At 60.6% G+C, this 12,748-nt stretch carries 13 protein-coding genes; 9 read left to right on the top strand and 4 right to left on the bottom strand.

Features of this window, described 5'->3' with window-relative positions:
• Nucleotides 1-85 precede the first annotated feature (85 nt).
• Nucleotides 86-1,096: a plasmid partitioning protein RepB gene (gene repB, locus H5P29_RS32045; protein WP_154386552.1), complete on the bottom strand. Its 1,011-nt coding sequence runs from the start codon at nt 1,094-1,096 to the stop codon at nt 86-88.
• A 75-nt stretch (nt 1,097-1,171) separates the two neighbouring features.
• Nucleotides 1,172-2,359 (bottom strand): plasmid partitioning protein RepA, encoded by a 1,188-nt coding sequence (gene repA, locus H5P29_RS32040; protein ID WP_154386553.1) that lies wholly within the window; start codon nt 2,357-2,359, stop codon nt 1,172-1,174.
• Between the two features lie 615 nt (nt 2,360-2,974).
• Here repA and H5P29_RS32035 point away from each other — a divergent pair.
• Nucleotides 2,975-3,235: a WGR domain-containing protein gene (locus H5P29_RS32035; protein ID WP_154386554.1), complete on the top strand. Its 261-nt coding sequence runs from the start codon at nt 2,975-2,977 to the stop codon at nt 3,233-3,235.
• Nucleotides 3,236-3,395: 160 nt separating this feature from the next.
• Here H5P29_RS32035 and H5P29_RS32030 read toward each other — a convergent pair whose 3' ends face one another.
• Together H5P29_RS32030 and H5P29_RS32025 are read right to left on the bottom strand one after the other, a co-directional pair.
• Complete coding sequence (locus tag H5P29_RS32030) at nt 3,396-4,625, bottom strand: Fic family protein (protein WP_154386555.1); 1,230 nt, start codon at nt 4,623-4,625, stop codon at nt 3,396-3,398.
• Nucleotides 4,626-4,877: 252 nt separating this feature from the next.
• On the bottom strand, nt 4,878-5,582 hold the full coding sequence (locus tag H5P29_RS32025) for an autoinducer binding domain-containing protein (protein ID WP_185910480.1): 705 nt from the start codon (nt 5,580-5,582) through the stop codon (nt 4,878-4,880).
• Between the two features lie 210 nt (nt 5,583-5,792).
• Between H5P29_RS32025 and H5P29_RS32020 the strand changes: the two genes are divergently transcribed.
• From H5P29_RS32020 to trbL, 8 genes are read left to right on the top strand one after another with little or no spacing between them, the layout of a single operon-like run.
• On the top strand, nt 5,793-6,422 hold the full coding sequence (locus H5P29_RS32020; protein ID WP_154386557.1) for an acyl-homoserine-lactone synthase: 630 nt from the start codon (nt 5,793-5,795) through the stop codon (nt 6,420-6,422).
• 28 nt (nt 6,423-6,450) lie between these two features.
• Nucleotides 6,451-7,434: a P-type conjugative transfer ATPase TrbB gene (trbB, locus tag H5P29_RS32015; protein ID WP_154386558.1), complete on the top strand. Its 984-nt coding sequence runs from the start codon at nt 6,451-6,453 to the stop codon at nt 7,432-7,434.
• Nucleotides 7,424-7,795 (top strand): TrbC/VirB2 family protein, encoded by a 372-nt coding sequence (locus H5P29_RS32010; RefSeq protein WP_154386559.1) that lies wholly within the window; start codon nt 7,424-7,426, stop codon nt 7,793-7,795. The genes trbB and H5P29_RS32010 overlap by 11 nt, the downstream gene beginning before the upstream one ends.
• Nucleotides 7,788-8,087 (top strand): conjugal transfer protein TrbD, encoded by a 300-nt coding sequence (locus H5P29_RS32005; RefSeq protein ID WP_154386560.1) that lies wholly within the window; start codon nt 7,788-7,790, stop codon nt 8,085-8,087. Before H5P29_RS32010 ends, H5P29_RS32005 begins: the two co-directional genes overlap by 8 nt.
• Before the next feature lie 3 nt (nt 8,088-8,090).
• Nucleotides 8,091-10,526, top strand: coding sequence for a conjugal transfer protein TrbE (locus tag H5P29_RS32000; protein WP_154386561.1), 2,436 nt, complete (start codon nt 8,091-8,093; stop codon nt 10,524-10,526).
• Nucleotides 10,504-11,292 carry a P-type conjugative transfer protein TrbJ gene (gene trbJ / locus H5P29_RS31995; protein ID WP_154386562.1) on the top strand — a complete coding sequence of 263 codons (789 nt, stop codon included), beginning with the start codon at nt 10,504-10,506 and terminating at the stop codon, nt 11,290-11,292. Before H5P29_RS32000 ends, trbJ begins: the two co-directional genes overlap by 23 nt.
• A 4-nt stretch (nt 11,293-11,296) precedes the next feature.
• Complete coding sequence (locus H5P29_RS31990) at nt 11,297-11,557, top strand: DUF2749 domain-containing protein (protein ID WP_154386563.1); 261 nt, start codon at nt 11,297-11,299, stop codon at nt 11,555-11,557.
• Between the two features lie 3 nt (nt 11,558-11,560).
• Nucleotides 11,561-12,736, top strand: a complete 1,176-nt coding sequence (gene trbL, locus H5P29_RS31985; protein WP_154386564.1) for a P-type conjugative transfer protein TrbL — start codon at nt 11,561-11,563, stop codon at nt 12,734-12,736.
• The last annotated feature ends 12 nt before the right edge of the window (nt 12,737-12,748 follow it).

The raw sequence follows: 12,748 nt of genomic DNA, 5'->3' as shown, positions 1-12,748 counted from the left end.
TCGCGGAAGTGGGATTCTCTCAGTCGCCAAACTTAAAGAGAAGGTCTTCCGGAATTGCCGTTTCGGGGGCCTTTTTCTTTTGCGCTCAATCTCCGTTCGTGGTTGCTCGTTTTTCCCGACGGAAAGCCTCATACAACTCGCTGAGATTTTCCGAGAGGTAGTCACCGAACGCTGCTGCGTCGGTTCCCTTCGCCTTGAGGGCGATGGTGAATTTCTTGCCACTGGCCACCATCTCCGCGGCGATACGCCCATCAGACGGCGCCCAGTTGCGTTTGGATGGCGCCTGCGCGGCACGGCGGCGCGGCTTGGATGCCTTCAGCTTCGTGACGACCGCATCGAACCGCGCTTCGCTTGGCATCCCATGCCAATCGGAACTCAATGCCAGAGCCAGGGCAGTGTCGAGATTGCCCGGCTTGTCGAGGAGGAGCTTGAGCTCATACCAGCGATCACGACCGACAGCCTTCGCGCGGCCGATCGCCTCGAGAAGTTCCTTGGGCATCGAGGCGACAGAGAGCATCTTTGAAAGCGTCGGCCGATCGACACCGATTGCGGCGAGGGCTGTGGCGTTGTCCTCGTCGAATTTCCGCTCAACGATGTCGGCGGCAAACAGTGCTTTCTCGATGAAGGACGTGTTCGCTCGCGCGTTGTTTTCCTGTCCCTGGGCGATCACATGATCGCGCTCGGAGATATCCTTGATGACAGCGCGAAGCTTGAGACCAAGCTCTTTTGCGGCGCGCCAGCGGAGGCGACCGAAGACCAGCATGTAGCGGCCGGGCCGCTGCGGGTGAGGGCGAAGGAGCGCCGGGGAGTTCTGGCCGGAACCACGGATCGACTCCAACACCTGAGCGTAGTCGGCCTCGTAATCTTCCTGATCGACGTTGAGCCGGTCGTTGGCGAAAGATTGGTCCACCAGGTCGGGGTTAACCTCGATTATCGTCTCGCCCTCGAGCAGCTTGCCTGCCTGAGCCGCCATTTCGTCGATCGAGCTTATGAGCGAGCGTGATGCCCCCTTGAAGGTGTAGTCTTGCGCGACCGGGCGCTCGGCGGGAGCGTCGCCGTTGTCCATGATGCTGGCAAAGGGATTTTTCCGCGCCATTTGACTAGCACCCCCTTAAGCGGCTTATGCGCTTGAAACCGTGGGTTTTTTTGGTGGTTTTGACGGCAGTCAACATCACAACCGCCCCCATGCCTGGTGGATCAGTCCCTGAATCTCGAAGTTCACGGCATCCATGCTGTCGATCGCCCGATCATAGGTATCGCGATTGAAGTTCGATCGCTCGACCTCATAGAGCGTCTGCTTGGTGAGGCCGGCGTCAGAAATCGCCGTGGATTTGAGCATTGGGCTTTTCAGAATTTCCTCGGCAAGCATCGACTGCATGAAGCCGACCATCTGTGCCTGGGGAATGTCCGTGGGCTCGTATCGGGTGATGAGATAGCGCAGCCAGTCCAGCTGGACCTTCGCGCCAGCATTCTTGATGGACTTCATGATATTGCCCAGCATCAGCAGAAACTGACTCATAGACATCAGATCCAGCATCTGCGGGTGGACGGTAATCAGAACCGAGGTGGCGGCCGACAGTGCCGACAGCGTCAGATAGCCGAGCTGTGGAGGGCAATCGACGACCACGACGTCGTAGCGCTCACTGACCGAATCCAACGCCCGGGCGACCCTCGTGAAGAACCGCTTTCCTTCCTGAGACGGAGACTGCATGGCAAGCGGAGTCTCGTACTCATATTCCTGCAGCTCCAGGTTCGCCGGGATGATATCGAGCAAGGGGAAGTTCGTCTTGCGGATGACATCTTCGGCCGGGGCGGGGTTGTCGTACCGGATCGCGTCGTAGAGCGAGGGGTTCTTGTCGAGCTCCGGCTGGAAGCCATGGAGGGCTGAAAGCGAAGCCTGCGGATCGAGATCCACCGTCAGGACCCGGTGACCGGTGAGCGCCAAATGCTGCGCGAGGTGCGCCGTGGTGGTGGTCTTTCCCGATCCACCCTTGAAGTTGACGACCGCAATGACCTGCAGCTTCTCGCCAGGTTTGCGGTAGGGCACATACTTCTTGGAATCCGATCGCCCGTGCTTGTCGAGATAGTCCCGAAGCTCGGTCATCTGCTCGGCCGCGTAAAAGCGCCGTCCGCCGGCACCGACGAAAGGCTCAGGACCTTTCTTTTCAAGATGGAGGCGCTTCAGATTGTTCGGACTGATACCAAGATAGTGGGCGACCTCGGCCATCGAGAACCGCCGAAGGGTCTTCTGCCCCTCGGTCGGAAACTTCTCGACGCGCAATTGGTCGAGCTTGCGCGAGATCTCGGCCCCCTGGGCAAGGATCTTGTCGTCAAACTCAAAACTTGGGAGAAATGCCATCTCCGCTTTGTCCCCCAAACGAGAAAATAGCGCCATATTCGACCTTTCGGCCAATCTGGCGCCAGTATGAGCGATTCCCGTTCTCTGGCAAGGGATTTTAGGTTAACGAAACCTTAACGACATGCCCAGGTCCACGCCAACAAGATCACTCAGCGGAGCCTCACAGTCCGGAATCGCGGCGTCGGCGCGTACATTTTCCATCGATTTTTCAATCGCTTAGTTTCTCCGCGGTTGGTCAATCCGCGAGAACCTTCAATGCCACATGCCGCTGGCTCGGTCCATGCAGCACCCTGAGAAGTTTCACAGTGGTGGATGGCGTCAAACCGAGTGAGTGGGCGTGACCGCCGCTCCTTTGGGGCGACTCACCTTCACCCATGAACAGATGACTCTTAGCCGGCTATGCAGCGCCCAGCGTGGTGGCTCAAAATTGCCCAACGCGTGTTTGTCAGGCTGCCACAAGTCCATGGGCCGACGGGAAACGGAAGCAACTAGACAACCCTCCGGTCGATCGTCTTTCCCGTCAGAGAGGCAATTATCACCGACGTGAATCCCTCACGCCCAAACGATTCAGCCAATGAATTGGACGTGGGTACCGGAAGTCGATGACAATCAGACATGGTCGAGCCGAAGCTTCAAGTTGTCCTTCAACGCCGCGATTGCGCTCGCAACGTTGCGCGGTTTTATGTACTCGCGATAGAACCGTCACTGTACGGTGATGCGGCGCTTATGCGCGCGTGGGGGCGGATCGGCTCGCTCGGCCGACAACGCCTTGACCTCTATGCGTCGGCCGCTGAAGCCGGCGAAGCGCTCGAGGCCTGGCTCGCCCGTAGGGTCGGACGGGGCTACACGCCCGTCACTGCCAAGGTCACATTCTAGTCCAGGGGCCCATAATCACGGCAATTGTTGCCGCGGCTACAACGGGCTTGCACAGCAGCATAGGACCGGCATTGTCGATATTCGGCTGACCGAAGGCAGTGTTCTACTCTCTGAGCGGGGACGGCCGGAGTCATTCCGGTTGTCACTCCTGAAATTCCACTCATCTGAAAGACAGTGAAGGCGGTTCCGGGACATTGGGTTCGACATCGGTGAAGAGATTCGGAAACAGCCGTTCCCTGAAATCGAGGGGGAAGGCAATACGTACCGGTGCCTTCGGAGTTTCAGATTTCAGAAAACCGCGCTCGACAAGATCCGACAGCGTGCTCCGTGCCGTGCGCTCGGATGTTTTCAGCACGAAATTGGCTTCACCACGGGGCAACCTGCCGTGCCGCAACACGGCCGCCACCAGATCAGGTGCTCGTTTATCGTCGACGACATCTTTTATTAGGGCGCGGTAGCGAGCATCGAGCCGCCCGAGGTCGAACATTGCGGTCGAGAACCGCACCTGGTCGAGCGCGACTGTAAGGAACCATTCGACGAAATCCTTGAGTGCCGATTCCGAAAGATTTCCTCGTCCATCACGATCGCCTTGTCTGGGACTGTCGGCGTGATCCATCATGCGCTTGTATTCGCCACGATCTTTCAGGCCACGAGCGAGGCCACGAGATATCGACCACAGGCCGTTGCCTCCAATACCGGCCTTGAGCGCCATGGCGTGAGACATCAAGCGACTGACGCGGCCGTTGCCGTCTGGAAACGGGTGAATGTAGTTGAGGCGGTGATGAGCTGACGCAATCGCGATGATCCGCAGGCTGGCCTGCTTTTCGGCCATGGCGAACCGCTTCTGGAAATACTCCATGAAAGCTATCACCCTGTCAGAAGATGGCGGCTGATGGCGCCCGACAGCGACATCATGTTCCGCGGACGTCCGGAACTCGCCGGGTAGGATCTCGGCCTTGGCGCCATCAGGTTTGTCGATGAACCGGAATTCCTCGGGCATCTCGTCGTAGAAGGCGCGATGAACCCACCGAATGAAATCGATCGAAGTCGGGCTCGGCAGCTCGCCGCGCAACCCGAAGCCGTCAATCATCCTCTGAACTTCGACATGGGCCTTCGCCTCGAGGGCGAGGGGACGACGTTCGGGATCTATCTCGGCGCCGGCCAGGGCGCTCTCGATATCTCGAGGTCGTGTGTTGTGGCCTTCGATCAAATTCGAATAGTAAGAATTCATGACTCGTACGAGATCGGCCAATTCGTCAGCCGACTCCGGATGCAGGCCTCGGCCGAGTTCATCGGCGGCCTTCTGCAGCTCGATCGCAAGATCGGCCAGAACGGTCGGCACCGCGTCGTCAAAAAACAGCGGCTCGATGCGGGCAGGGGTTTCAAGCATTCTTTTGCCGATCTCAATGGTGCCTCAACGGATTGCAATGTAAGGCATTGGACGCAATAAGTCAGCACAATTGCCGATATTAGTTGCCGATCTCCCTGCCGATATCGGCCGCCGATCAGGACGCGAAGCCGAATAAGCCTCAAAACAGCCGGGCAGGGTAGGGGGCGACGGCGCCATCGCGGATGACTCTTTTGCCGCCGGCAAGCACAACACGAAGTAGAGGCGGAAAGGCCCTCCCGCGACCGGCCTGGATCAGATCAACTGTTGACGCACTGCAAGCGCGACGGCGTGGGTGACGTTGGTGGCATCGAGCTTCCGCCGAGCATTTTGCAGGTGATACTCGACCGTCCGGACTTTCGTCCCGACGATTTGCGCGATTTCGGACATGCGCTTGCCTTTTGCCATCCAGCTCAGGCAGAGCCTCTCTCTAGGGCTTAACTTGACGGTGACAGCAGGCATTGGCTCGAGCATCCAGCGCCGCGCATAGACATCCACGTGCGATGCAATCGAAGCGGCAAGGAAGGGGCATTCTACCAGGCAATTGTCACACCGGTTCGACGACGCAAGCGTGAATAACACAGTCCGGCCGAACCCGGCCGACACGGGCACAGATATCCCCGATGCGATACCATGATCCCCGGCTTCTCCGAGGAAGCGCACCTGATCCGGCGATAATGCCCGTGCAATGTCGCGTTCGGACCACGCAAAGCAGCGTTCAGAACGGCGGGCTTCCTGCACGACGGGATCGATGCTCGCGTATTTCTTGTTGATATAGTGGCCTTGCCATGCGCGCGGGTACGTCGAAAACGTGTCGATCTCCGGCCCACAAACCGAGAGATAGGCGAACCAGTCAAACCCCAATTGGCCGGCGAACTCCTTCACCGCGGCTTTGACAGGCGCCATCCCATGGGCCGTTTCTAGTGCGTCTCGCAACTGGTCGAAGGCTTTGCTCGGCAACGATCCTCTCCGGGTGTTTTTGTCCTCAATTCGGGTAGTCGCAATTTCGCGTTGCATCGCAATTCAGCCATAAATGCGGCAACGGCCCCTCGGCACTCCCCCCTGTCTATCACGGCGACGACTGTCGATCCCCTGTGACTTTTCACAGCTGGTGGTGCGCGGCCGTACGGGATTCAAGAGACCGCAATTCAATGGGTTAAGGATTGGGTCATGCGCGTCGTCGCCATTTGCCGTACGAGGGCTACAAGTAGTGAGCAACGTCTGCTCGAGCGCATGCACGAACTGCGCGCAAGGGTCTTCAAACACAGGTTAGACTGGGACGTCCACGTAGAGCACAACCAGGAAAAGGACGAGTACGACCGGCTCGATCCGACCTATCTCGTGCTCGTCGGCAACGATGGTCACGTGATCGGTTGCGCCCGCCTCCTTTCGTCCACCGGACCGACGATGCTCGGTCAGATATTTCCGTTTCTGGCGGGCGCTGCTCGCATGCCCCAATCGAGCCGCGTCGTCGAGAGCTCGCGCTTTTGCATCGACACCGAACGCAGCGAAATCGTCTCCGCGAGCGGACTGCGCGACGCCACGCATACCTTGTTCGCCGGCATCATTGAATGGTCGATGGCCAATGGGTACGACCGGATCGTCACGGTGACGGACGTTCGGTTTGAGCGCATTCTCAGCCGAGCGAAGTGGCCACTGGAGCGGCTCGGGTCTCCACATCCTATTGGCAATACCATTGCTGTCGCGGGCCTCTTATCTGCCGACGAACCCAGTCTCGAGCTGGTGCGGCCGTCGAGCTACGTCTCCCTCTTCCCGGCCGCTGTGGAAGCCGCGGCCTGACCAAAGCAGCCGGGCAGGAGGGCGGTTCATGAGCGAGTCGAAACGACGGCTGATCCTCGGTCTGCAGGACGCACTTGGCGCCACGGTCACGACAGCGCTCCATGACCCCGACGTTGTGGAGGTCATGCTCAACCCCGACGGCAATCTATTTATCGAGCGGGTAGGGCAGGGGATAGCGGCGGCGGGGCGGATGGCCTCCCATGACGCCGAGACCGTCATCGGCAAAGTCGCCCACGCCCTCAAGACCGAAGTCGACCAGGACCGACCGATTATTTCCGGGGAATTGCCCCTTGGCGGACATCGCTTTGAGGGGATTTTGCCACCGGCCGCGCCTGCGCCGATGTTCACGATCCGCAAGCGCGCGTCGATGCTGATCCGCCTCGATCAGTATGTCGCCGACGGCATCATGACGCCCGAGCAGGTTGATGTGATCCGCGATTCGATCGTGAACCGGCTCAATATCGTAGTGTCGGGAGGCACTGGAACGGGCAAGACCACGCTCACCAATGCAATCCTGGCGGAGCTGGTCGAGACGACGCCGGAGCACCGGCTGGTGATCCTGGAAGACACTGCCGAGATCCAGTGCGCGGCGGAAAATCATGTGATCCTGCACACCACAGACACGGTCGATATGGGCCGTCTATTGAAGTCGACGATGCGGCTGCGTCCGGATCGCATCATCGTGGGCGAGGTTCGCGACGGCGCTGCCCTCACTCTCTTGAAGGCATGGAACACCGGCCATCCGGGCGGCATCGCGACGGTTCACTCGAACTCGGCCGGCGCCGCTCTTACCCGTCTTGAACAGCTCGTTGCCGAAGTCAGCTCCCAGCCTATGCCGGAAGTCATCGGAGAGGCGGTCGACCTGATCGTCTCGATCGAGCGCGCGCCCGGCGGGCGAACCGTTCGCGAGATCCTGAAGGTCGAAGGCTTTCGCGACGGGCGATACCTCACCTCGCCGGTCGGCGCGTCGAAATCCGAATCCATCCAGGGAAGAAATCTTCATGTCGTCTAAGAAGGCTTTCACGCTCCTGCTCGGCCTCGCGGCCGCATCGCTCGTCATGATCGAACCGGCGCTCGCCAGCGGCGGGGGAGGGGGCCTGCCCTGGGAAGGGCCTCTGGAACAGATTCAGGAATCCATCACCGGCCCGGTCGCTGGCGCTATCGCGCTCGCCGCGGTCGCCATTGCCGGCGGCATGTTGATCTTCGGCGGCGAGTTGAACGATTTTGCGCGGAGGCTCTGCTACATCGTACTCGTCGCCGGCATCCTGCTCGGTGCAACGCAAATCGTCGGCCTGTTCGGCTCCAGCGGTTCGTCCATCGGCGTCCCGCTGGAGGCGCACGAACAAGAGCCGGTGGTTGCCCCGCATGGCTGAAAGGGAAAGCCGGCTGGCGACGGCGCGGATACACCGTGCCCTTTCGCGTCCGACGCTGCTCTTTGGGGCTGACCGTGAGCTCGTGCTTCTGACCGGGCTCGCCGCGGTCATTCTCGTCTTCGTCATCCTGACGACCGTATCGGCGCTGCTCGGCACGGTCATCTGGATCGTGGTTGTCGGGCTACTGCGCATGATGGCGAAAGCCGATCCCCTGATGCGCCGCGTCTACCTGCGCCACATCAGATACCGCCCCTACTACCGGCCGACCTCCACGCCCTGGCGGACGTTCTGACTTATGGTTGCACTCAAGCGATTTCGTCATTCCGGCCCGTCCTTCTCCGACCTGCTGCCCTATGCGGCCCTGATCGATAACGGCACGCTCTTGCTCAAGGACGGGAGCCTGATGGCCGGCTGGTATTTCGCCGGTCCGGATAACGAAAGCTCGACCGATTTCGAGCGCAACGAGGTCAGCCGCCAGATCAATGCCATTCTCGCCCGGCTCGGATCGGGCTGGATGATCCAGGTCGAGGCCGTGCGCGTGCCGGCGACGGCCTATCCGGCCCGGGACAACTGCCATTTCCCCGACAAGGTAAGTGCGCTGATCGATGAGGAACGGCGCAAGCGTTTTGAGGCGGCGGACGGGCACTATGAGAGCCAGCACGCCATCATCCTGACCTATCGCGAACCGGAGAAGCGCAAGTCCGGCCTCGTCAAATATGTCTATTCCGACGATGAGTCCCGCGCGACCACCTTTGCCGATCGCGCGCTCGATCACTTCCGGCGTTCGATCCGCGAGTTCGAGCAATATATGGGAAACGTCGTCTCGATCCGCCGCATGGTTACACAGGAGACCGAGGAACGCGGCGGAACCCGTACCGCCAAATATGACGATCTGCTGCAGTTCGCCCGCTTCTGCATTGTCGGCGAAAACCATCCGGTCCGCCTGCCCGACATTCCGATGTATCTCGATTTCGTCGTCACGGCCGAATTCCATCACGGTCTCTCGCCGCTGGTCGACAACCGCTATCTGGCGGTCGTGGCGATAGACGGCTTTCCGGCCGAGAGCTGGCCAGGGATTCTCAATTCTCTGGACCTGATGCCGCTCACCTATCGCTGGTCGAGCCGCTTCGTCTTTCTCGATCCGATCGAGGCCCGCCAAAGGCTCGAGCGCACGCGCAAGAAGTGGCTGCAGAAGGTCCGGCCATTCATGGACCAGCTTTTCCAGACCAATTCGGGGGCGATCGATCAGGACGCTGCGCTGATGGTGGCGGAGACGGAAGACGCCATTGCCGAGGCAAATTCGCAGCTTGTCGCCTATGGCTACTATACGCCGGTCATTATCATGTTCGACGACGACGAGGCGCGCCTTCGCGAAAAGACCGAAGGCGTGCGCCGGCTGATCCAGGCCGAAGGCTTTGCCGCTCGCATCGAAACGCTGAACGTCACCGAGGCGTTCCTTGGGAGTCTGCCCGGCAACTGGTACGCCAACATCCGCGAACCGCTGATCAATACCCGCAACCTTGCCGATCTGGTGCCGCTCAACTCGGTCTGGTCGGGCTCACCGGTTGCGCCGTGCCCGTTCTATCCCGACGGCTCGCCGCCGCTGATGCAGGTCGCAAGCGGATCATCGCCGTTCCGCCTGAACCTCCATTCCGGCGACGTGGGTCATACCCTGATCTTCGGTCCGACCGGATCGGGCAAGTCGACCCTTCTGGCGCTGATCGCGGCACAGTTTCGCCGTTACCGGCAAGCACAGCTCTTCGCTTTCGACAAGGGCAAGTCGATGTACCCGCTGACGGTGGCTGTTGGCGGCGATCACTACGATGTTGGAGCAGGGGAGGCGCTGACCTTCTGCCCGCTTTCCCAACTGGACGACGATGGCGACAAGGCCTGGGCGGCCGGATGGCTGGAAACCCTTGTCGAGCTGCAGGGTGTGAAAGTCACCCCCGATCATCGCAACGCGATCGCCAGACAGATCGCGCTCATGGCCGCCTCGACGCGCCGGTCGCTCTCCGATTTCGTGTCGGGTGTGCAGATGCGGGAGATCAAGGACGCGCTGCGTCATTACACAGTCGACGGTCCCATGGGGCATCTGCTCGATGCCGAGGAGGATGGCCTGACCCTCTCGGATTTCCAGACGTTCGAGATCGAGGAATTGATGAACCTCGGCGACCGCAATCTCGTGCCGGTCCTGCTCTACCTGTTCCGTCGCATCGAAAAGCGCCTGACCGGCGCCCCCAGCCTCATCATCCTCGATGAGGCCTGGCTGATGCTCGGCCATCCAGCGTTCCGCGAGAAGATCCGCGAATGGCTGAAGGTGCTGCGCAAGGCCAATTGCGCCGTCGTTCTGGCAACGCAGTCGATTTCTGACGCGGAAAAGTCCGGCATCATCGACGTGCTCAAGGAAAGCTGCCCGACCAAGATTTGCCTGCCCAATGGCGCGGCACGCGAAAGCGGCACACGCGAGTTCTATGAGCGTATTGGCTTCAATGAGCGGCAAATCGAGATCGTCGCAACCGCTCTTCCGAAGCGCGAATACTACGTCGCTTCGCCTGACGGGCGGCGTCTGTTCGACATGGCCCTCGGGCCAATCACCCTGTCTTTCGTCGGCGCGTCCGGAAAGGACGACATCAAGCGCATCGATGAGCTGCGCGTCCACCACGGCGACGAATGGCCCGTCCACTGGCTCAAGCAAAGAGGTATCGAAAATGCCGAAGCTCTTCTTGCCTAGTTCTCTCGCAAGCGTCCTGATCGCTGTCAGCCTTGCCGCGCCAGCCCAAGCCAGCGGGGCGCTCACCGGCGCGACCGAGTTTACGCAGATCCTCAACAATGGGGAACTGATCGCGCTCGGCGGACAGAACGCCGAGCAGATCGCAAATCAGGTGACGCAGATCTCCAACCAGGTGGAGCAGATCGCAAACCAGATTCGCATCTACGAGAACATGCTGCAGAACACCATGCAGCTTCCCGATCATGTGTGGGGGCAGGCTCAACAGGACCTCGCCAACCTGCAAGGCATCGTGCAGCAGGGGCAGGGCATGGCGTTCTCGATGGGCAACCTTGACGATGTGCTCAAGCAGCGCTTCCAGAGCTATACCGATTTCCAGAACGGTCTTCCGAACGGGCAGGATTTCTCGTCGAGCTATCAGTCCTGGTCGGACACCAACCGTGACACCATCGGTGGAACACTGGCGGCGGCTGGCCTCACGGCCGATCAGTTTGCGACCGAAGAATCCACCATGGCGCAACTGCGCTCCCAATCGGAGTCCGCCGATGGCCAGATGAAGGCGTTGCAGGTCGGGCATCAGATCGCGACGCAGCAGGTCGAGCAGATGCAGAAGCTTCGCGGCCTCGTCTCCCAGCAGATGACCATGATGGGCACCTGGTATCAGTCGGAGCAGGCTGAAAAGGATCTCGCTCAGGCTCGCCGCGACGCATTTTTCGGCTCTACCGCTCCGTCCACCTCCGGCGGCCAACAAATGCAGCCTCGGTGGTGACCCCATGGCAACGCTCAAACTCCCCGTCGTCGTCGCGATCGCGATCGTTGCCGCCCTTGCGGGCGGCGCGGCATCCTATGTGTTCATCCCGAACGCCGATCCGGAAATGAAGGCGCTCCTCGAGCGCCAGGTCGAACTTGCCGAGCAGGAAGCGGCGGCACGCGAGGAAGCCGCCGAGCGGGCAAAGGACTTTTTCAACGCAAATCCCGACGACTACCCCACGTCGGGAGGCCAGCAGATGGCGCCCCGCTGGGGCGACAACTGAGTCATGCGCGCTTCGATGCTTTTGAGATTGGCTGGGCTGATGATCGCCGGGCTTGCCATGGTCGATCCGGCCTTTGCGCAGGACGGTTCGATCCTGACCGATCTCGAAAACCAGGTCGCCAGCGCATCGCAGGGCTGGCAGGACACCGTCATCGATGCGGCAACCTCGCTGTTCTGGATACTGGCCGGCATAGAAGTGGGTATCGCGGCGATCTGGCTCGCGATCCAGGCGCCATCGCTCGACACATGGTTTGCAGAGCTTGTGCGGAGAATTCTCTTCATCGGCTTCTTCCTCTTTGTTCTGCAGCAGGGTCCGGCCTTGGCCAAGTCGGTTGTCGATAGCCTGTTCCAGATCGGCGCGGATGGCGGTTCGGCTTCGCCGGCCGACGTCTTCAATGCCGGCGTCAAAGTGGCATCCGAACTCTCGGAAAACGCCCGGTTCGGCCTTTGGGAGGACAATGCCCTCGCCATGGCCTCGGTCTTCGCGATGATCGTCGTTGTCATCAGCTTTGCCCTCGTAGCGGCGATCTTCGTGGCCGTGCTGGTCGAAATGTATGTCGGTCTGCTCGCCGGCATGATCATGCTTGGCCTTGGTGGCTCGTCCTTTACCAAGGATTTCGCAGTCCGCTACCTCGTTTACGCCTTCTCAGTCGGCATGAAGCTGATGGGCCTCGTGATGATCGCGCGCATCGGCTCCGAGGTGCTAATCGGCCTTTCGAACGATACGGCTTCCGACGATCAATTCCTCACTACCCTGACGATCGCGGGCATTTCGGTCGTCGTCTTCATGATCTCCATGTACGTGCCGAACATCATTCAGGGCGTCGTCCAGGGCGTTTCCGTCGGCAACGGCATGGAAGCCATCCGCAGCGGTGTCCAGGTTGCCGGGTTCGCGGCGGTCGGTGCTGGCATGGCGGCCGGCGGCGCCGGCGTCGTCAAAGGTGGGATGGCTGCCGCCTCGGCGGCATCGCAAGCCGGCGCATCGCGTGGCGCGGCTGCAATGGCCGGGTTGAAAGCCGCGGGTGGCGCGGTCGGCTCCGCGGCGACCGACAAGTTGATGGGCATCCCCGGCGCCAAGATGGGTTCGACCCTCGGCCTTGCCAACGACAAGCTGCGCCAAGGCACCAATCCGGGCACCAGTTCCAGAAGTTCAAACAAAAAGATGGACGCCGACTCGTGAGGTCGGCCGGCC

This window comes from Aminobacter sp. MDW-2, from assembly GCF_014250155.1.
GTDB lineage: Bacteria > Pseudomonadota > Alphaproteobacteria > Rhizobiales > Rhizobiaceae > Aminobacter > Aminobacter ciceronei.
This window is presented reverse-complemented; position numbering and strand designations above follow the sequence as displayed.